This is a genomic window from Clostridia bacterium, from assembly GCA_024685775.1.
In the GTDB taxonomy this organism is placed as follows: domain Bacteria; phylum Bacillota; class Clostridia; order Christensenellales; family CAG-1252; genus CAG-1252.
The window spans coordinates 1-20620 of the sequence record JAIKVL010000022.1 but is presented as its reverse complement, the minus strand read 5'-3'; the positions used below and the strand labels follow the sequence as shown (position 1 = coordinate 20620).

Sequence of the window (20620 nt, the reverse complement as noted above, 5' to 3'; positions counted from 1 at the left end):
AATACTGTGAATGTGAATTTCGGTTCATATTTTCAAAAAAACGATCCGAAGAGATCGAAGCGGCGGAGCTTCCGCCCAAAGGAGAAAAATTATGCCGATCGTGTTAGCGCCGATCAATCGGAATTTGACGATCGTTCGCATCGTGACGGACGAAAAGACGAAAAAGCACCTCGAAAGCCTCGGCGTCACCGTAAACGGTTCGGTGACGGTTTTGTCGTCGAGCGGAGGAACGGTCGTCGTCAAGATTAAAGACGGTAGGATCGCATTGGACAGTAATTTATCGACAAAGATCTTTGTCGCGTAAAAGGAGAGTAATATGGAAAAAACGTTGGAGCAATTTGAGATCGGAGACCGCGGCGCCGTAAAAAGCGTGGCGGGCGAGGGAAAGATCAAGCGCCGTTTGTTCGATATGGGGATTACCCCGGGCGCTGAGATCTACATGAGAAAAAGGGCGCCGCTCGGCGATCCGATCGAAGTCACCGTTCGCGGTTATGAGCTGACGCTTCGTAAGACCGAAGCGGCTTGCGTCGTTATGGAGGTGAAAAAATGAAAAATTTCGCGCTTGCGGGAAACCCGAACTGCGGGAAAACGACCCTCTTTAACAGTTTGACCGGTTCGACGGCGCACGTCGGAAACTGGCCGGGCGTTACGGTGGATAAAAAGACCGGAACGTATAAAAAGTGTCCCGAACCCGTCGGCATCGTCGACCTCCCGGGCATCTATTCGCTTTCTCCCTACACCCCCGAAGAGGTGATCGCGAGAAATTATATCTTGGACGAAAGACCGGATTGCGTGATCAATATCGTGGACGCGACGAACATGGAGCGTAACCTTTATCTGACGACGCAGCTTCTCGAAATCGACGTCCCGATCGTCATCGCTCTCAATATGATGGACGAGGTCGAGAAAGCGGGCGACAAGATCGACGACAAGCAGCTGGAAGAAAGGCTCGGCGTCCCCGTCGTCAAGATCTCCGCGCTCAAAGAAAACGGCTTGAAAGAGCTGATGGAAAGGGCGTACGCCGAATGCAAAAAGGAAAGAAAGGGTGCGACCGTTCTCGAAAAGTCCGCGCTTTCGCACCTGATCGGCGACGTAAAGATTGCGTTGAAAGGGCAAAACGTCAAAGATCCTTTGTTCCATGCGATCAAGCTCGTGGAAAACGATTCGATCGAAACGGAAATGCATAAAGAGACGCTTCCGATGATCGAAGAATTCAAACAGACCTTCGAAGACGAGATCTTCGGAAACGATTTCGAAGCGCTGGTCGCTGACGCGCGCTACAAGTATATTTCGGAAAACTTCGCGCCCGCTTTGAAAAAGAAGAATAAAGAAAAATTCCAAGCGAGCCGCTCGGATAAAGCGGATAAGGTCATGACCCATAAGGTTTGGGGTATTCCGATCTTCCTTTTGATCTTGTTCGCGATCTTCCACTTAACGTTCAGCGAGGACTTTTTGTACCTCGGCGCGATCTTTAAGCTTCCGTCGCTCGAAGACCTCGGATTCCTGACCGAAGAAGGAGAGCCTTTGAATTACGGCATTCGTTGGCTCGCTTGCCTATATGACGGCGCGGTCTTCTCACCGGGCGTCATCATCAATAATATTTGGAACGATATGATCGTCGGCGAGCTGTTCGGTTGGCTCGGCGGACTCGTCGAAGGGTCTTCGATGGACGCTTGGGCGGTCGGGCTCATCAATAACGGTATCTTCGACGGTATCTCCGCAGTCCTGTCCTTCCTGCCCCCGATCCTCGTCTTGTTCCTGTTCTTCTCCATCCTCGAAGACAGCGGCTATATGGCGCGTATCGCCTTTATCCTCGACAGGATGTTCCGCAGATTCGGTCTTTCCGGTCGCGCGTTTATGCCGATGATCATGGGCTTCGGTTGCTCCGTCCCCGCGATGATCAACACGAGGACGCTTGCGGACGAAAAAGAACGCACCGCGACCGTTCGCGTGATCCCGTTCTTCTCCTGCGGCGCGAAACTTCCGATCCTGACCGCGGTAGCGGGCGCGATCGTCGCCTACTTCAACGTCGGAAACGCGGACGTCATTACCTTCCTTATGTACCTGCTCGGCATCGTGGCGGCGGTCGTCTCCGTGCTCTTGATGCGTTCCACGACCCTGAAAGGCGAAACGCCTCCCTTTATTATGGAGCTTCCCGCCTATCACGCGCCGCAATTCAAGAACCTGATGGCGCACTTGTGGGATAAGACCAAACACTTCGTAAAGAAAGCGTTTACGATCATTCTCGCTTCCACGATCGTGATTTGGTTCCTTACGCACTTCTCCTTCGCTTGGAAGTTCCTCGAAGACGAAGAGATCAATCAAAGTATTTTGGCAGGAATCAGCCAACTCGTGCAACCCTTGTTTACGCCGCTCGGATTCGGCAGTCAGCTCGGTGAGTACGGTTGGGTGTTCGTTGTGGCGGCGGTTGCGGGTCTCATCGCGAAAGAGAACGTTATCGCTACGTTCGCCACGTTGGCGGCTTGCTTGGTCGCCGTTGCAAACCTGAATATCGGGGGCTTGGACATCGACGCGGAAGAGGGCATAGACGCGGTTCAAGCGATGGTCCTCGCCACCGGTATCAGCGTCCCCGCTTTGATCTCGTTTATCGCGTTCAATATGACGACAATCCCCTGCTTTGCGGCGGTCGGAACGGCGAAAGCGGAACTCCAAGACGACAAACGCTTCAAAGGAACGCTCGTGTTCTGGATCGCGGCTTCCTACGTTATCGCTGCGGCGGTCTACACGATCGGTTCTTGGTGGTGGACTTCCTTCATTTGGGCTGCGGCGGTCGCGGGAGCGGTTGCTTTGATCGTCCTTTGGAATAAAAAAGTCGCTTTGAAAGCGAAGAAGGCGTAATATGAAAGTATTCGAGATCTTGCTTATCGTTTTTTGCGCGGCGATCGTCATCGGCGTGATCGCGGCAAGGATCGTCCGAAAGAAAAAGGGAAAGCCTTCCTGCGATTGCGGGTGCTCGGATTGCTCTTGTTGCTCTGCCTGCCAAAAAGCGAAAAAAGATATTCGGAAATAAGCAAACGAAAACCGCTCCCTCTTCGGGAGCGATTTTCAGTATAACCTTGAAAGGAGAAATTATGGCTCTTATCGAACTTAAACAAGTCAGTAAAATTTATCAAACCGGCGAGCATATCCAGCGCGCGCTCGACAGCGTGGATCTTTCACTCGAAAAGGGAAAGTTTATCGTCATATTGGGACCGAGCGGCGCGGGAAAATCCACGCTTCTGAACCTTCTCGGCGGGTTGGACACGCCGACGGAGGGCAGCATCGCGATCGATGGAAAGGAGCTTTCGGCTTTGACCAAAGACGAGCTTGCGTCCTATCGGGCGGAAACGGTCGGATTCGTCTTTCAATTCTATAATTTGATCCCGACTTTGACCGTAAAGGAGAACGTCGCTCTCGTTAAAGAGATTTCGCCTCGCGCCTTTCCGCCCGAGAAGATGATCGAAGAGGTGGGGCTTCTCGATCACCTGAATAACTTTCCTTCCGAGCTTTCGGGTGGCGAACAGCAGCGGGTCTCGATCGCTCGCGCGCTTGCGAAAAATCCCGAGATCCTTCTTTGCGACGAGCCGACCGGCGCTTTGGACAGTGACACCGGCGTTATGGTCTTGAAACTTTTGTTAAAGATGGCGAAAGAGTATGAAAAGACCATCGTCATCGTCACGCATAACCAAAATATCGCCAAAATGGCGGACGTCGTGATCCGCGTTAAAAACGGAAAGATCGGCTCGGTCGAAGAGCAGGAGCCGATGAGCGCGGACGAAGTGGAGTGGTGATATGTTGAAGAAAAAACTCATCCGAACCTTCGGACAATACAAAGCGCAATTCCTTTCGATGATCATCATGATCGCGATCGGGATCGGCATTTTCATCGGGTTCAATATGGAATGGTACGCGATCGAGAAGAACACGGGCTCTTTCTTCGAAGAAACCGGGTTCGCCGATTATCGGGTCTATACGGAGAGCCCTTTGGGCTTTTCTGCGTCCGATCTGAAAAAGGTCGCGGAGATCGAGGGCGTGGACGAAGCGGCGCTGTTTTTATCCGCGGACGTAAATCTCGACGGCGATCGGAAAAAATCTCTCGCGTTGACCGTGTCCACCAATGAAAAGGTCTCTTTCTTTAAGCTGATGAGCGGTGAAGCTTACGACGAGACGAGCGCGGACGGCGTTTGGCTTTCGGACGCTTTCGCTTCCGCAAACGGATTTCGGATCGGAGATCCTCTCGATCTCGTCTACGAAGGGCGCAAATATTCGCTCTCGATCAAAGGGCTCGCAAAATCGTCGGAGTATCTGATCTGCGTCCCCGATTCCGGGCAGATGATGCCCGATTACGAGCGGTACGGCTTCGCTTACGTCTCTCCCGCGTTTTATAAATCCGTAACGGGCTTTTCCCGTTATCCCGCGATCTATATTCGTTCTTCGCTCGGAGAAAAGCAGATGAAACACGCCGTCAATAAAGCCTTTTCCAAGACGACCTTGGTCCTGACGAGAAACGAAACGGTTTCCTACGCCGAGGCGATGGGCGAATCGACGGAAGGAAAATCGATGGGCGCGATCCTCCCGGTCGTCTTCCTGTTGATCGCGGTTTTGACGATGATCACGACGATGCACCGTATCGCCGCGAAGGAGCGCACGCAGATCGGGATCTTAAAAGCGCTCGGTTTCCGCGATAAAACGGTCTTGGCGCATTATACCTCGTTGAGTTTGTTTATCGGATTGATCGGCGCGGTCTTCGGGATCGGGATCGGCTACCTCGTCTGCTATATCATAATGAATCCGCACGGCGCGATGGGGACGTACTTCGATATGCCGCGGTGGACTTTGTATATGCCTTGGTTCGCCGCCGTCCTGACGGTCGTCATCGTCCTGCTTTTGACCCTCGTCGGATATCTTTCCGTTCGCAAGACGCTCTCGGAAAGTCCCGCGGAGACCCTTCGCCCCCGCTTGGGCGGTAAAGCGAAACGCGTTCTTCTCGAACGGACGGGCGCGTGGAACAAGCTCTCCTTCGGCGCGAAATGGAACACGCGCGATATTCTTCGTCATAAGTCGAGAATGCTGATGAGTTTGATCGGCGTGATCGGGTGCACCGTCATTTTGGTCGGCGCAATGGGAATGAAAGACACGATGGATTCTTTCGTAAATTCCTATTACTATGACGCGATGAATTACAATTCGCGCATTTATCTGACCGCAAACGTAACGGATGAAACCGTCCGCTCACTTTTGGACGCTTACGACGGCGATTCCGAGGCGACGGTCGCGGCGGAACTGGACGGAAAAGCGATTTCGATGGAAATCTATAACGTGACGCACGATAACGTCCGTTTCCTCGGAGAGAAAAAGGGGAACGTCACTCTTCCCGCGGACGGCGCGTATATTTGCAGTCGACTCGCGGAAGAGTTCTCTGTAAAAAAAGGCGACGTAATCGTCCTGTCGCCCTTCGGAAAGAATAAAGAATATGAGGTCGTCATCAAAGGCGTCGTCCGTTCTTTGACGGAAAGCGTCGTCCTGTCGAACGCCTATGCGGACGCTCTCGGGATCGAATACAAAGCGGATTCGATCTATACCGCCGCGGAGAAAGAAAGCATCGCTTCGTCGCCTTTCATCAAGAGCGTTCAATCCAAAGCGGATATCATTAAATCGTTCGATAGCTTTATGTCGGTCATGAACTTGATGATCATTCTTTTGATCGTAGCGGGCGTGATCCTCGGAACGGTGGTTTTGTATAACCTCGGAACGATGGGATATAACGAACGCTATATCGAGATGGCGACGTTGAAAGTCGTCGGATTCAAGGATAAAAAGATCGCGGGGCTTCTCGTCGGCGAAAACCTGTTTTTGACGTTGATCGGGTTGATCCTCGGTTTGCCGCTCGGCGTCTTGGTCTTGAAGATCCTTCTCGTGACGCTCGCTTCGGAGTACGAGATGAGGCTCGTGCTCGGAGCTCTGACCTATACCGTTTCCGTTCTTTTGACGCTCGGCGTCTCGTTGCTCGTCAGCTTACTCGTCGCGCGGAAGAATAAAAAGATCGATATGGTCGCGGCTTTGAAAGCTCCCGAATAAGGGTTTGAAAAAGAAAAGGAACGTGGTATAATAACGATATGAAAAAGACTTACGGCGTCGGCGGTATGACGTGTTCCGCCTGTTCGCTCGGAATTGAAAAATGCGTCGGAAAGATCGAAGGAGTCGAAAGCGTCGCGGTGTCCCTGCTCGATAAAAGCATGACCGTGACCTTTTCGGGGGGCGATGAAAAAGAGAAGGAAATCTTCGCCGCGGTTCGCGCCCTCGGCTATTCGGTCTATCCTTACGGCGAAGCGAAAAACGGCTCGTCCGAGGCGGCGGCTCTCAAACGCCGTTTCTTCTTTTCGCTCGCGTTTCTGATCCCGCTTTTGTACTTCTCAATGGGGAAAATGCTTTCTCTGCCCGAGCCGCCCGCGGTCGTCTCGTTCTCCGTTCAATGTCTTCTCGCGCTTGCGGTTTCTTTCGTCGGTCGGAAGTTTTATTTCGGCGGGATTCGCGCGCTTATAAAAGGCGTCCCGAATATGGACACCCTCGTTTCTCTCGCTTCTTTCGCTTCGCTTTGTTACAGCGTCGTCGTGACGGTTTTGACCTTTGCGGGGAAGGGCGGTTATATGGTCTTTTACGAGTCTTCCGCGATGGTTCTGACTCTCGTCACGCTCGGCAAATTTTTGGAAGAAAAGAGCAAAGCGCGGACGGGGAGCGAGATCGAAAAGCTGATGAAGATGATGCCGGAAACGGTTTGCGTGCGAATCGGCGAAGAGGAAAAGACGGTTTCTTTATCCGAAGTGCAAGCGGGGGACGAGATCGTCCTTCGCGTGGGCGACCGCGTTCCCGTGGACGGGGAAATCGTCTTCGGCTCTTGTTTTGCGGATGAATCCGCCGTGACGGGAGAGAACCTCGCCGCGGAGCGATCGGTCGGAGAAAAGCTCCTTTCGGGAAGTCGGATCGAAAGCGGATTTGCGGTCCTGCGCGCCGAGAAAGTCGGGGAAGATTCGACTTTCGCGCGCATCGTCCGTATGGTCCGGGCGGCGGCTTCGTCCAAAGCGCCCGTTCAGCGCGTCGCGGATAAGATTGCGGGCGTCTTCGTTCCCGTCGTTACGGGGCTTGCGCTTCTCGCTTTCGCGATTTGGCTCGGCGTTACGAAAAATCCCGATCTCGCGTTTAAGTACGGGGTCAGCGTCCTCGTGATCTCTTGCCCCTGCGCGCTCGGACTCGCCACGCCCGTCGCGATCATGGCGGCGGCGGGGAAAGGCGCGAGCCTCGGCGTCCTCTATAAGGATGCGGCGTCGGTGGAGACGCTGAGCAAAGTCGATCTCGTTTTGCTGGATAAGACCGCGACTTTGACCGAAGGAAAACCCGAAGTCGTCCTCTTTAAAAACCTCGGCGCGCTTCCCGACTCAGAAGTCTTCGCGCTTGCGTTCGCCGCCGAAGAGCGTTCGTCTCACCCCTTGGCGGCGTGTATCAAAGCCTATTGCGGAAAAGGGGATAAGACCGTCGATTCTTTCGAGTATCTCGCGGGCAAAGGCGGGGTCGCGGTCATTGAAGGAAAAACCTATTTTATCGGGACTGCCGCGCTTTTTCCCTATCCGATCGAAATCAAGCTCGGAAAGGAAGCGGAAGGCGGGACCGTCGTCTGGTTCGGAAGCAAAGAAGAGCTTCTCGCCGTTTTCGCCCTTCGCGATAAGATCAAATCGGGCGCGAAAGAGACGGTGGATGTCTTGACCGATCACTCGATCCGACCCGTCCTTTGCACGGGGGATAAAGAGAGCGCGGCGAAGGTCGTCGGGGAATCTTTGGGGATCGAAGAGATCCGCGCGGAAACCCTTCCCGATCAAAAAGCCGCGATCGCCAAAGAGTATCGGGAGAAAGGTTTCGTCGTCGCGATGACGGGCGACGGGATCAACGACGCGCCCGCTTTGAAGTCGGCGGACGTCGGCGTCGCGATGGGCTCGGGAACGGGCGTCGCAATCGACACGGCGGACGTCGTCCTTCGGTCGGGCGATATCCGTTCTCTCGCGGACGCGATCCTGCTCGCCAAAAGGACGTTCCGCGTAATCAAAGGCAATTTGTTTTGGGCGTTTTTCTATAACGTCGTCGCGATCCCGATCGCGGCGGGCGCATTCGCTTCGCTCGGTTTGTCGCTGACTCCGTCGATCTCGGCGGCGGCGATGAGTCTGAGCTCTCTGTTCGTCGTGACGAACGCGCTTCGATTGAACGGCTATAAAAGGGCGATCCCCGCGGAAGAGGCTGATTGCGGCGGGGCTTGCGCGCTTATGACCCCCGAAACCGAAAAAGAGCAAGAGAACGGGCGTTTGATCGAATCAAGCGATCCCGCAATTCAAAACGTAGAAAAAGAGGAGGAAGAAACTATGTTATTCAAAAAAGAACCCAAAGTAACCCTTACGATCGAAGGAATGATGTGCGAGCATTGCAAAGATCGCGTCGCAAAAGCGCTTTCCGAGGTTGCGGGCGTTAAAAGCGTCAGAGTCAATCTTATTGCGAAAACCGCCACGGTCACCGGTTCCGCCGAACTCTCCGCGTTGAAAGACGCCGTCGAGAAGGCGGGGTATGAGGTGAAATAATATCTCGCTGCCGAAGAATCGCTTGCAAAGCAAAAGAACCGCGCGGATTTTCGCGCAATTAAATCCGTAAGCGGCAGACGAGTCTTGCGTTCCGATTGCAAACGGCGCATTCAAGCGACGTAAAAAAACTCAACAAGAAAAGTTGTTGAGTTTTTTTTGATTCGTTGTGTTTTTCTCGGGAATCGCGATCTTACAGCGTCAACTGCCTTTTGATGATCGGCATCAGTTTTTTGAGGTCATCAATGATTTCGTCAAGGCACTTTTCGTAGGTGGCTTCGTCGCCGCCGAAGGGATCGGCTACGTCCATCGAACCGGTCAGTTGGGCGATCGTAAAGACTTTCGGCAGGCAGCCGAGGCGCATTTTGTGGCGCTCGGTCATGCAGATGACGAGATCCGCCGCGAGAATATCGTCCGTCGTGATCTGCGTCGCGACGTGATCCTTTTTTACGGGGATCCCTTTCTTTTCGAGGGCTTTGACCGCGTTCTCGCTGATCGGCTTTCCGACCGCCGCGACGACGCCGCGACTTTCGACTTCGACTCCTTCCACGCCTTCCTTTTTCAGCATATCTTCAAAGGCGCATTCCGCCATCGGCGAACGGCAAGTGTTTCCGCTGCAAACGAAAATCAGTTTCATAAATACAGTCCTCCCGTAGCTTTTTTGATTCGATCCATCGCGGCGAAATAGCCTTCCTCCGCGGGCAGTTCTTCAATGATCGCCGCCTCGAATTTTTCCGCGTCGCGCAGGGCGGCGTATACGCGGTTTTGCGCTTCCTTCGGCGAATCCCCGAGGGAAATGAAATTTTTCGCTCCTGTTTCCGCGATCGTCTTTCCTCTCGCGATGAGGACGGCTTCGATTCCCTTTTCCGCGAGGAGCGCGAGCGCGGCTTCGATCCTCTTTTTTGCGGAAAGATAGCAGGGGACGCGGGGCGAATAGTGCTTATATTTCATTCCGGGTGCAAGCGCTTCTTTGATCTCGCCCGAAAAGTTTTGCGCTTTCCCGAGGACGCTTTCGATCATCTCTTTCGTAATCGCGCCGGGGCGAAGGACGGTCGGCGTCTCCGCCGTCAGATCGACGATCGTGCTTTCGATCCCGACTTCGGAGTTTCCGCCGTCGAGGATCAAGGGGATGCGCCCGTCTAAGTCGTCGAAGACGTGAGAAGCGGAAGTCGGAGAAACGTGTTTGCTGACGTTTGCGCTCGGCGCCGCGATCGGAACGCCCGAAAGAGCGATCAATTCCCTCGCGACGGGGTGAGAGGGGAAGCGAAGGGCGACGGTGTTTCTCCCGCCGGTCGTCTCGTCCGGGACGATCGGAAGCTTTTTTAAGATCATCGTCAGCGGACCGGGACAGAACGCGTCGAACAGCGCCTTGGCTTCCGCGGTCGGATAGGCGACGTTTTTTACCTGTTTCCACTCGGTCAAATGGACGATCAAAGGATTGTCGGACGGGCGACCTTTGACGGCGTAGATCTTTTTGCTCGCGTCCTTATCGAGGGCGTTGCCGCCGAGCCCGTAGACCGTTTCGGTCGGGAAAGCGACGAGCTCTCCTCTTCGAATCAGTTCCGCGCCGAGCGCGATATCCTCTCTGTTTTTCCCGATCTTCGTTTCCATTTTTTACCGCCGCGCGAATGATATCGCGCGTTTCGCCTCGCTTTTGCTTCGTTTTCTGTCATTATAACACGATTTTTTCCTTTCGTTAACTGTTTCCGCGCATTCATTTTTCAAAATCATCTTTACAAACGCGTGCGTTTATTGTATTATTTATATAAGAATTTTTTCAAGAGGTGTTTTTTTATGGTTGCTATCAATGAATTTTTTAAGAATTTAGCGACGAAGCTTAAACTCCCTGCCTTTTTCAAGGGGAACACTTTTGTTTTTAACAACCTGTTTCTCGCGTTGATCGTCCTTATTCTCGTGATCGCTTTGATCCTCGTGATCGTCCTCGTTCCGAGCAAGAAGAAGAATAAGAGCGGCGAAGAATCCGCTCCCGTTTCGGATGACGCGGAGCCCGAAGAAGAAGCCGAGCCCGAAGAAGCCGTCGCGGAAGAAGCTGTTGAGGAAGAACCCGCGGAAGAAGCGGTAGCGGTCGAAGAAGAGCCTGCGGAAGAAGCGCCCGCCGAGGAAGCGGTCGAAGAAGCTCCCGCAGAGGAAGAAGTCGCGGTCGAAGAGGAGCCCGAAGCGGTAGTTGAAGAAGCGGTCGCGGAAGAAGAGCCCGAAGTGATCGAAGTCGCGGAGGAAGAAGCTCCCGCCGAAGAAACGGTTGAAGAAGCTCCCGCGGAAGAAGAGATCACCGCGGCGGCGGAAGAAGAACCCGCGGAAGAAGCCGCGATCGAAGAAGAACCCGAAGCGGTCGCCGAAGAACCCGCCGAAGAAGAGGTAGCGGTCGAAGAAGAGCCTGCGGAGGTAGCGGTCGAAGAAGAGTCTGCGGAGGAAGCGGTCGAAGAAGCGCCCGTCGCCGAAGAGCAAGCCCAAGAGGAGCCCGTCGAAGAAGAAAAAGCGGAAGAGCCTGCCGAAGAAGCGGCGCCGGCTCCCGTAAAGGAAGAGAAAAAGGCTGCGCCCAAAGCCAAGAAATCCGCGAAAGCGGAGGTAGCCGCCGCGAAGGAAGCGCCCGCGCCGAAGCCGATCAAAGCCAAAAAGCCTTCCGATGGTAAGACCGTCGGTAAGTATGAGATCTTGGAAAGAAACGGAAGTTTCTATTTCCTCCTGAAAGCGAATAACGGTCAGCTTCTCCTCGAAAGCCCGAGCTATACGTCCGAGCAAGGCGCAAAGAACGGCATCGAGACCTTCAAGAAAGCCGTCGACGGCGGTATCTACACGATCGACGAAGAGAAGAACGGAAGCTTCCGTTTCGTTATGAGAGCGAGCACCCGTTCGCAAATGCGTTACTACGGCGAGAGTTACAGCACCCGTCAGAGCGCGGAAAGCAGCATTCAGTCCGTAAAGAACTTCGCGCAGAACGCGATTATCAAAGTCGTCGAGAACACCGATCAGGACGCGGTCGCGGCGAACGATTCCGCAACCGTCTTCGTCCCCGATCCCATCACGGAAAAGAGTTATAAGGCGGGCGGTAAGTACGAGATCATCGAACTGAACCCCAATAACTTCCATTTCCTTTTGAAGGCGAACAACGGTCAGCTTCTCCTCGAAAGCCCGAGCTACACGTCCGAGCAAGGCGCAAAGAACGCCATCGAGACTTTCAAGAAAGCCGTTGAAACCGGTATCTACACGATCGACGAGGATAAGAACGGGAACTTCAAGTTCATTTTGAGAGCGAGCACCCGTTCGCAGATCCGTTATTTCGGTGAAAGTTACAGCACCCGCCAGCGCGCGGAAAGCAGCGTCAACTCCGTCAGAAGTTTCGCGGCGAAAGCGGTTCTCAAAAAATCCGAATAACCGATAGCGTTTTCGACGCGCCTCGCCTTTCGCGGGGCGCGTCTTTTTAAGACTTGTTTTCAAATAAAGGAATTATAAGAAAAACGTCGTTCGATCGCTTGACTTTTTCACTTTAATGCGTTAAAGTAAAGATACGATCGGGAAACGGTCGGAAAGTGAGGGAACAAACGTGTTGAAAGACGGAAAAATCTCGAACGCGCTCGGCAAGCTTTACGAAAGCTTCGGCTATCTGCGTTTCAAAATGAATAAATTCGAGGAATACGATACCTACGTCGAAAACAAAAGCTTTTTGACGTCCGATAACGTCATTACCTTTACGGACACGAACGGCAAGCTTATGGCTTTGAAGCCGGACGTAACGCTTTCGATCGTCAAGAATTCGAAGGACGAACCCGGGATCGCGAAAAAGGTCTATTACAATGAGAACGTCTATCGCGTGGCTTCGGGGAGCGGGGCTTTCAAGGAGATTATGCAATCGGGCTTGGAGTGCGTCGGCGACGTCGGAAGTTACGAGCTTTCCGAAGTCATCGGGATCGCGCTCGAAAGCCTGCGCGTCCTTTCCTCGGAATGCGTGCTCGACGTCTCCCATCTCGGGATCGTCTCCGCCGCGATGGAGATCGCGGGGCTTTCCGAGGTCGGAAAGAACAAAATGCGCGCGCTGTTTTCGGGGAAGAACGTAAACGGCGCGGAAGCCCTTCTCGAAGAAGAGGGCGCGTCAGAAGAGGGAAAGAAGTTGATCCTGTCTTTGATGCGGATCGGCGGGACTTCGAAAGCGGCGATCCCCGCACTTCTCGCGCTTTCTTCCGACAAGGAGTATCTTGCCTGTGTGAATGAGCTGAAAGAAGTCCTTTCCGTCGCGGGCGATGAGAATCTCAGAGTCGATTTCTCCGTTATGAACGATATGCGCTATTATAACGGCGTCGTCTTCCAAGGATTCGTCAAAGGCGTGGCGCGCCCCGTCCTTTCCGGAGGGCAGTACGACCTTTTGCTGAAAAAGATGAAGCGGTCGTCGAAGGCGGTCGGATTCGCCGTCTATTTGGACGAGATCGAGGAAGAAGCGGATTCCGCGCTCGACGTCGACGTCCTGATCCTCTTCCGCGAGGGAGAAAGCGTCGGAAAAATCGCGGAAGCCGTCCGCGCCGAGCGCGCGAAAGGCAAGAAAGTCATCGCGGAGAAAAAGATCCCGAGTTTCTTGCGTTACGGCGAAGTCAAAGAATTGTGAGGGTAAGAAAATGTTGAACGTAGCGTTGCCGAAAGGGCGTTTGGGCGAAAAGGTGTACGAGCTGTTTGCGAAGGCGGGATACGAATGTCCTTCAATCTTGGAAAACAGCCGCAAGTTGATCTTTGAAAACGAGGAAAAAGGCGTTCGGTATTTTTGGGTAAAACCTTCCGACGTCGCGATCTACGTCGAGCGTGGCGCAGCGGATATCGGCGTCGCGGGGAAAGATATCCTGCTCGAATATAAGCCGGACGTGTACGAGCTTCTCGATTTGAAACTCGGGGTGTGCCGCATGGCGGTCGCCGCTCCGAAGACCTTCCGCGACGATCCGAGGAAGGTTTTGAAAGTCGCGACGAAATTCAAAAACATCGCGATGGATTACTATTCGAAGCTCGGTCGCGAGATCGACATCATCCATTTGAACGGTTCGATCGAGATCGCGCCGATCTTAAAACTCAGCGACGTGATCGTCGATATCGTCGAGACGGGGAAGACTTTGAAAGAGAACGATCTCGAAGTTCTGGAAACCATCGTTCCGATCAGCGCGCGCCTGATCTCGAATAAATCCGCTTATAAATTCAACTCCGAGCGTATCGAGGCTTTAAGAGCAAGCCTTGCGAAAATGATATAAAGAGGGATCACTATGAAAATCATACCTGCCGACCTGTACTTGCAAGAACTCAGAAGCGGAAAAGACGTCTCCAAACCCGACGTCGGCGCCGCCGTCCGCGAGATCATCGAAAACGTTCGCGAAAACGGAGATTCCGCCGTCCTTATGTATGAAAGCAAATTCGACAAAGCCGATCTTTCGAGCCTTGTCGTCACCAAAGAAGAGATCGAAGAAGCGATCGAAAAGGTCCCCAAAAAGTTCTTTAAGGTCTTGATGAAAGCCGCGAAGAATATCCGCGCGTTCCACGAGAAACAGAAGCGCAAGGGCTTTTCCATTTCGGGCAAAGGCAAACTTATCGGGCAAAAAGTCCTTCCGATCGAGCGCGCCGCGCTGTACGTTCCGGGCGGAACGGCGGCGTATCCTTCCACCGTCTTGATGAACGCGATCCCCGCCAAGATCGCGGGCTGCGCCGAGGTCTGCATCGCGACCCCGCCGCTGATCAACGGAAAGATAAACCCCGTGATCCTCGCGGCGGCGCATATCGCCGGCGTGGACACGATCTATAAAATGGGCGGCGCGCAGGCGATCGCCGCGCTCGCTTACGGGACGGAGAGCGTCAAAAAGGCGGATAAGATCGTCGGCCCCGGTAACGTCTACGTTGCGGAAGCGAAAAGGCAGGTCTACGGGCTCGTCTCGATCGATATGATCGCGGGACCGAGCGAGATCGCCGTCCTTGCGGATGAAAAATCCGATCCGTCTTTCGTGGCGGCGGATCTTCTCTCCCAAGCGGAACACGATAAGAACGCGCGCGCGATTTTGATCACGCCCTCCGAGGATCTTGCGAAGAGCGTCGAAAAGGAAGTCGAAGCGCAGCTCGCCCGCTTGAAGAGAAAGGAGATCGCTTCCGTTTCCGTCGAGAATAACGGCAGGATCGTCCTCGTTAAAGATATGGAAGAGGGCGTCGCGGTCGCAAACGAGATCGCTCCCGAGCATCTCGAAATCTGTTCGGACGAGCCGACGAAGTACCTCGACCTCGTGAAAAACGCGGGTTCGGTTTTCCTCGGAAGGTATTGCCCCGAAGCGCTCGGCGATTATCTCGGCGGACCGAATCACACCCTTCCGACCTCCGGCGCGGCGCGGTTTTCCAGCCCGCTCTCGGTGGACGACTTCATTAAAAAGACGCAGTTTATTTATTACGATAAAGCCGCCTTCTCGAAGGTCGCGGATGACATCGCGTACTTCGCGGCGAAAGAGGGGCTGACGGCGCACGCCGAAAGCGCGCTGATCCGACTGGGAAAATGAGTAAATATCTGAGTGAAACGTACGGTTCGCTCGTCCCGTACGAGCCGGGGGAGCAACCGAAAATACAAAATTTGATCAAGTTGAACACGAACGAATCTCCGTTCCCGCCTTCGCCGCGCGCGGTGGAAGATGGGAAAAAGGAGCTCGCTCTTTCTCAGCTTTATCCCGATCCCGAGTGCGTTCGCCTTCGCGAAGCGATCGCGGAGAACCTCGGCTGCGGGATCACGAAGGACGAGGTCTTCGTCGGCAACGGGTCGGACGAAGTCTTGTTCCTCGCGTTCAACGCGTATAAGGATAAGGGCTTCGCGTTCCCGGATATTACCTACGGATTCTATCCCGTCTATGCGAAGATCGCGGGCGCGGCGTTTCGCGAGATCCCGTTGAAAGCGGATTTTACCGTCGACTTTGCCGCCTTAAAAAGAGAAAAAGGCGCGGTCGTCGTCGCGAATCCGAATGCCCCAACGGGGATCTTCGCGCCGCTTTCCGAGATCGTCGATCTGATCGAAAGCGATCGAAGCAGGATCGTCGTCGTGGACGAAGCCTACGTCGATTTCGGTGGGGAAAGCGCGGTGAGCCTCGTCAAAAAGTACGAGAACCTTCTCGTTACGCGAACCTTTTCCAAATCGCGTTCGCTCGCGGGCGCGCGCCTCGGTTTCGGCGTCGCTTGTCCCGCGCTGATCCGCGATCTGAATCTTTTGAAGTATTCGGTCAATCCATATAACGTGAATCGCGTGACGGCGGCGATGGGCTACGGCGCGCTGCGGGACGAGGCGTACACGAAAAGGAATTGCGCGGAGATCGAGAGAAATCGCGAACGCTTGGCGAAGGAGATCCTTCCGTTCGGCTACTCGTCGCTTCCGTCCAAGGCGAACTTTTTGTTCGTAAAGCACGAAAAACTGTCGGGCGAAAGCGTCTATCGCGCGCTTCGGGAGAAGAGCATCCTCGTTCGGTATTTCGATAAGGAAAGATTACGCCCGTTCGTCCGCATAACGATCGGAAACGAAGAGCAAACGAATGCATTGATCGACGCGATGAAGCGCGTCGCGGAGGGAATATGAGAAAAGCGGAGATCGAACGCAAAACCAAAGAAACGGATATCAAACTCAAACTCGATATTGACGGGACGGGCGTTTCGTCCGTGCAGACCGGGTGCGGCTTTATGGATCATATGCTGACCCTTTTCGCTTCGCACGGTCGTTTCGACCTGACCTTGACCTGCGTGGGCGACACCGAGGTGGACGATCATCACACCGTCGAAGATATCGGGATCGCGCTCGGCGAGGCGTTTTATAAAGCGCTCGGCGATAAGGCGGGCATCACCCGTTACGGTAGCACGATTCTCCCGATGGACGAGGCTTTGATCCTTTCCGCGGTCGATTTTTCGGGTCGCGATTATCTCGGCTACGAGCTTTTTATCCCGACCGAGAAAGTCGGTTCGTTCGACACCGAGCTCGTGGAAGAGTTTTGGCTCGCGTTCGTCCGTAACGCCAAGATCACCTTGCACTTCCTGCAATTCGCGGGCGAGAATTCTCACCATATCATCGAAGGCGCGTTCAAGTCGGCGGCGAGAAGTTTCAAAGAAGCCGTCAGGGTGGACGAGTCTCTCGGAGGGGCGATCCCCTCTACGAAGGGCGTGTTATGATCGCGATCGTGGATTACGGAGTCGGGAATCTTTTCTCGCTGAAATCATCCTTCGCGGCGATCGGCGCGGATGCGATCGTAACGAGCAGCGCGGACGCGATCCGCGGCGCGGATAAGATCGTCTTGCCCGGCGTCGGCGCGTTTTCCGCGGCGGTCGAAAAGCTCGAAGAAAGCGGACTGTACCCCGTCGTCATCGACGAGGCGCGGAGGGGAAAACCCTTTCTTGGGATCTGCCTCGGAATGCAGATGCTCTTCGAGAGAAGTTTCGAAGACGGCGTTTACGAAGGTCTTTCCCTTTTGTCGGGAGAAGTTCGCTCGATCGGCGAGGTGATCCCCGCGGACTATAAGATCCCGCATATCGGTTGGAACGCTTTGCGCTTTGTGAAGGATTGCCCGCTCTTTAAGTACATCAAGGAAGGCGATTTCGTCTATTTCGTTCATTCGTTTTATGCGTCGAACTGCGAAGAGAGCGTCGCGGCGGTCGCGGATTACGGCGCGCCTTTGACGGCTTGCGTGCAAAAAGGAAATATCTTCGGCTGTCAGTTTCACCCCGAAAAAAGCGGGGAGGTCGGCTTGAAGATGCTGAAAGCGTTCGTCGAGTACGAAGGAGAAAAACAATGAAAATTTTCCCCGCGATCGATCTGTTCGGCGGAAAAGCCGTTCGACTGTATAAAGGCGATTACGCGCAAATGACGGTTTACGGAGATCCGCTCTTTTTTGCGGAAGATTTCGCCGCGAAAGGCGCGAAGAATCTTCACCTCGTAGACCTCGAAGGCGCGAAGGACGGTTCCACTCCGCATTTCGAACTCGTTAAAACGCTCAAAAAGAAGAGCGGACTTTTCGCGGAGATCGGCGGCGGCGTCCGCGATCTCAAAACCGCCGAAAAGTATTTGTCCGCGGGCGTGGATCGCGTGATCCTCGGGACCGCGGCGGTTTCCGATCCCGCTTTTCTCTCTTCCGCCGTTCGCGCGTTCGGAGAAAAGATCGCGGTCGGCGCGGACGTGAAGGACGGATTCATCGCGATCAAAGGCTGGATGGAAAAATCCGCCTACACGCTGACGGACTTTTTCGCGAAAATGGCGGACGAGGGCGTAAAGACGATCGTCTGCACGGACGTTTCGAAAGACGGCGCGATGCGCGGCGCGAATCTCGAAATGTATGAAAAACTGTCGAAAGAGTTTGAAATGAAGATCGTCGCCTCGGGCGGCGTCTCTTCCGTCGAGGACGTTCGCGCTCTCGAAAAAATGGGGCTGTACGGCGCGATCGTCGGCAAAGCGTACTATACCGGCGCGATCGACTTAAAAGAAGCGATAGAGGTGGCGCATGATAACTAAGAGGATCATTCCGTGTTTGGACGTTAAGGACGGCAGAGTCGTCAAAGGCGTCAATTTTACCGGCATTCAGGACGTTTCTTCTCCCGTCGAGCGCGCGGAGTATTATTCGAAGAACGGCGCGGACGAACTCGTCTTTTACGATATCACCGCTTCGAGCGAGGGCAGAAAACTTTTTACCGATATTCTCGTTCGGACGGCGGAGAAAGTCTTTATTCCGCTGACCGTCGGCGGGGGCATTCGCTCGATCGAAGATTTCGATCGCGTGTTGAAATGCGGCGCGGATAAGGTCAGCGTCAATTCAGGCGCGATCAAAGATCCTTCGCTCGTTTCCGCCGCCGCGAGAAAGTACGGCAGTCAATGCGTCGTCATCAGCGCGGACGTAAAGCGCGTGGGCGGCGAATTCCGCGTCTTCGCGAAAGGCGGCAGGGAAGATACCGGGCTCGAAGCGATCTCTTGGATCAAGCGTTGCGTGAATATGGGCGCGGGCGAAGTCGTCCTGAACTCGATCGACACGGACGGCGTAAAGATGGGATTCGATCTCGAAATGCTTTCTTTCGTTTGCGAAAGCGTGAACGTCCCCGTCATCGCATCGGGCGGCGCGGGAAACGTCCGCGATTTTATAACGCTGTTTAAGACGCTTCCGAGGGTGGACGCGGGGCTCGCGGCTTCGATCTTCCACTTCGGCGAGGTCGAGATCAAAGATTTGAAAAAGGAAATGCTTGCGGCGGGAATCCCCGCAAGGCTGTAAAGGAGAAGAAAATGATCGATATCAACGAACTGAAATTTGACGAAAAAGGTTTGATCCCCGCCATCGTGGCGGACGCCGTCAGCAAAAAAGTCCTGACGCTCGCCTATATGAATAAGGAGAGCTTGAAGATCTCGATGGAGAAAGAGCTGACCTGTTTTTACAGCCGTTCGAGGCAAGAGCTTTGGCTCAAAGGGGAGACGAGCGGGAACTATCAGCACATCGTTTCCATAACCGCCGATTGCGATAAGGACGCGCTTCTCGTCCTCGTGGAGAAGGACGGACCCGCTTGCCACCTCGGAAACGAGAGCTGCTTCTCGAATCCCGTCTTCGAAAGCGAGGAGAGAAAAGAATTCTCCTACGAGGGCTTGTACGACCTTCTCGTCGGCAGAAAGATCGAGAAAAAGGAAGGCTCCTACACGACCTACCTTTTCGAGAAAGGGTTGGATAAGATCTTAAAGAAAGTCGGAGAGGAAAGCACCGAAGTCATCATCGCGGGAAAAGCGGAAGATAAAAAGGAGACGATCTACGAGATCGCCGACCTCGCCTATCACGTCATGGTCTTGATGGTCCAGATGGGGATCTCTCTCGAAGACGTCCATAAGGAGCTTGCGTCTCGCCACGTCATCGATAAGAAGGTCAAGCAGGAGAAAATGACCAATGGTTGATTCCGACCTGCACACCCACACGGCGTACAGCGACGGGAGATGCGGAGCCGAAGAGATCGTCCTCGCGGCAATCGAAAGAGGGCTCAAAACCGTCGGCATCAGCGATCACAGCTACACGGCGTTCGACGAAAGCTACTGCATGAAAAAGGATGCGCTCGATCGCTATCTCGATGAGATCGCCGCTTTGAAACGTAAGTACGAAGGGAAAATCCGAGTCCTTGCGGGGATCGAAGAGGATCTTTTTTCCGAAACCGATCTTACGCGTTTCGACTATGCGATCGGCTCCGTCCACTATCTGAAAATCGGAGAAAAATATCTCCCTGCGGACGAATCCGCCGAGATCCTTCTCACCGCGGCGAAAGAGAACTTCGGGGGCGATTTTTTGAAACTTGCCGAACTCTATTTCGAGGAAGTCGGCGCGCTCGCGGATAAAAAAGGCGCGGCGATCGTCGGGCACTTCGATTTGATCTCGAAATTCAATGAAAAAGGGAATCTGTTTTCCGAGAGCGATCCTCGCTATGAAAAAGCGTGGAAAAGGGCGGCGGATCGACTGCTCCTCGCGGGAAATACCTTCGAGATCAACACGGGCGCGATGCATCGGGGCTATCGCACGTTTCCGTATCCTTCCCGCCCGATCCTGACCTATTTGAAAAATGCGGGCGCGCGGTTCGTCTTCGGAAGCGACAGCCACTCTTCAAAGACGCTCGGTTTCGCGTTCGAAGAGGTCGAAAAAAACATAAAAGAATAAAAGCGTTTGTTCTCGCGAAAACGGCGAAGGACATAAAAAACGGCGAAATCATTCGCCGTTTTTTTGTTTGAAGTCGAGACCTTCTTCGTAAAACCGATATTGACGGAACTGTAAAGATTTGATAATATAATGAAAACCGCAAAGCGCGCGTATGGCGTCGGATGGAAAGGAGTGCGTATGGGAAAAAAGATTATTTGTATTTTATTACTTTTGATCCTATGTTTTACGATTTTTGCGTCATGCAATCATCCGAATAAAGAGAACGGCGATAAAGAGGAGTATGATATTACCCGATACAATGCGAAACGTATTATTCATATTTATAGAGAAGACCTTTCGGGAAGA

20 protein-coding genes are annotated in these 20620 nt (G+C 53.7%); 18 read left to right on the top strand and 2 right to left on the bottom strand.

The features are described from left to right. Positions 1-91 precede the first annotated feature (91 nt). The 7 genes from K5753_04095 to cadA all read left to right on the top strand — a co-directional run bounded on the left by K5753_04095 (position 92) and on the right by cadA (position 8618). A complete protein-coding gene (locus K5753_04095; GenBank protein MCR4726382.1) occupies positions 92-304 on the top strand; it encodes a ferrous iron transport protein A in 213 nt (70 codons plus the stop codon). Positions 305-316: 12 nt separating this feature from the next. Further along, a complete protein-coding gene (locus K5753_04090) occupies positions 317-550 on the top strand; it encodes a ferrous iron transport protein A (GenBank protein ID MCR4726381.1) in 234 nt (77 codons plus the stop codon). Then, on the top strand, positions 547-2859 hold the full coding sequence (locus tag K5753_04085; protein ID MCR4726380.1) for a ferrous iron transporter B: 2313 nt from the start codon (positions 547-549) through the stop codon (positions 2857-2859). The genes K5753_04090 and K5753_04085 overlap by 4 nt, the downstream gene beginning before the upstream one ends. 1 nt (position 2860) lies before the next feature. Further along, positions 2861-3031: a FeoB-associated Cys-rich membrane protein gene (locus K5753_04080; protein MCR4726379.1), complete on the top strand. Its 171-nt coding sequence runs from the start codon at positions 2861-2863 to the stop codon at positions 3029-3031. Positions 3032-3092: 61 nt separating this feature from the next. Continuing rightward, on the top strand, positions 3093-3791 hold the full coding sequence (locus K5753_04075) for an ABC transporter ATP-binding protein (GenBank protein ID MCR4726378.1): 699 nt from the start codon (positions 3093-3095) through the stop codon (positions 3789-3791). Between the two features lies 1 nt (position 3792). Next, positions 3793-6078 (top strand): ABC transporter permease, encoded by a 2286-nt coding sequence (locus K5753_04070; GenBank protein MCR4726377.1) that lies wholly within the window; start codon positions 3793-3795, stop codon positions 6076-6078. Positions 6079-6116: 38 nt separating this feature from the next. Beyond that, positions 6117-8618, top strand: a complete 2502-nt coding sequence (gene cadA, locus K5753_04065; protein ID MCR4726376.1) for a cadmium-translocating P-type ATPase — start codon at positions 6117-6119, stop codon at positions 8616-8618. A 190-nt stretch (positions 8619-8808) separates the two neighbouring features. On the opposite strand, the gene K5753_04060 is transcribed toward cadA, so the two are convergent. Together K5753_04060 and K5753_04055 are read right to left on the bottom strand one after the other, a co-directional pair. Beyond that, on the bottom strand, positions 8809-9252 hold the full coding sequence (locus K5753_04060; GenBank protein MCR4726375.1) for a low molecular weight protein arginine phosphatase: 444 nt from the start codon (positions 9250-9252) through the stop codon (positions 8809-8811). Next, positions 9249-10226, bottom strand: a complete 978-nt coding sequence (locus K5753_04055) for a threonylcarbamoyl-AMP synthase (GenBank protein MCR4726374.1) — start codon at positions 10224-10226, stop codon at positions 9249-9251. The genes K5753_04060 and K5753_04055 overlap by 4 nt, the downstream gene beginning before the upstream one ends. Before the next feature lie 183 nt (positions 10227-10409). Here K5753_04055 and K5753_04050 point away from each other — a divergent pair, with 183 nt between their 5' ends. The 11 genes from K5753_04050 (at position 10410) to K5753_04000 (ending at position 20275) form a co-directional block, all read left to right on the top strand. Beyond that, positions 10410-12008 (top strand): DUF1508 domain-containing protein, encoded by a 1599-nt coding sequence (locus K5753_04050; GenBank protein MCR4726373.1) that lies wholly within the window; start codon positions 10410-10412, stop codon positions 12006-12008. A 172-nt stretch (positions 12009-12180) separates the two neighbouring features. Continuing rightward, positions 12181-13230, top strand: a complete 1050-nt coding sequence (locus K5753_04045) for an ATP phosphoribosyltransferase regulatory subunit (protein MCR4726372.1) — start codon at positions 12181-12183, stop codon at positions 13228-13230. Between the two features lie 10 nt (positions 13231-13240). Beyond that, a complete protein-coding gene (gene hisG / locus K5753_04040; GenBank protein MCR4726371.1) occupies positions 13241-13858 on the top strand; it encodes an ATP phosphoribosyltransferase in 618 nt (205 codons plus the stop codon). 12 nt (positions 13859-13870) lie between these two features. Continuing rightward, positions 13871-15139: a histidinol dehydrogenase gene (hisD, locus tag K5753_04035; protein MCR4726370.1), complete on the top strand. Its 1269-nt coding sequence runs from the start codon at positions 13871-13873 to the stop codon at positions 15137-15139. Next, positions 15136-16197: a histidinol-phosphate transaminase gene (gene hisC, locus K5753_04030; GenBank protein ID MCR4726369.1), complete on the top strand. Its 1062-nt coding sequence runs from the start codon at positions 15136-15138 to the stop codon at positions 16195-16197. The genes hisD and hisC overlap by 4 nt, the downstream gene beginning before the upstream one ends. After that, entirely contained in the window at positions 16194-16781 is a 588-nt protein-coding gene (gene hisB / locus K5753_04025; GenBank protein MCR4726368.1) for an imidazoleglycerol-phosphate dehydratase HisB, read from the top strand. The genes hisC and hisB overlap by 4 nt, the downstream gene beginning before the upstream one ends. Next, positions 16778-17401 carry an imidazole glycerol phosphate synthase subunit HisH gene (gene hisH / locus K5753_04020; protein ID MCR4726367.1) on the top strand — a complete coding sequence of 208 codons (624 nt, stop codon included), beginning with the start codon at positions 16778-16780 and terminating at the stop codon, positions 17399-17401. Before hisB ends, hisH begins: the two co-directional genes overlap by 4 nt. Continuing rightward, positions 17398-18114: a 1-(5-phosphoribosyl)-5-[(5-phosphoribosylamino)methylideneamino]imidazole-4-carboxamide isomerase gene (gene hisA, locus K5753_04015; protein MCR4726366.1), complete on the top strand. Its 717-nt coding sequence runs from the start codon at positions 17398-17400 to the stop codon at positions 18112-18114. Before hisH ends, hisA begins: the two co-directional genes overlap by 4 nt. Beyond that, a complete protein-coding gene (gene hisF / locus K5753_04010) occupies positions 18104-18862 on the top strand; it encodes an imidazole glycerol phosphate synthase subunit HisF (GenBank protein MCR4726365.1) in 759 nt (252 codons plus the stop codon). The genes hisA and hisF overlap by 11 nt, the downstream gene beginning before the upstream one ends. 11 nt (positions 18863-18873) lie before the next feature. Then, positions 18874-19527, top strand: coding sequence for a bifunctional phosphoribosyl-AMP cyclohydrolase/phosphoribosyl-ATP diphosphatase HisIE (locus tag K5753_04005; protein ID MCR4726364.1), 654 nt, complete (start codon positions 18874-18876; stop codon positions 19525-19527). Next, complete coding sequence (locus K5753_04000) at positions 19520-20275, top strand: histidinol-phosphatase (GenBank protein ID MCR4726363.1); 756 nt, start codon at positions 19520-19522, stop codon at positions 20273-20275. The genes K5753_04005 and K5753_04000 overlap by 8 nt, the downstream gene beginning before the upstream one ends. Positions 20276-20620: the final 345 nt, after the last annotated feature.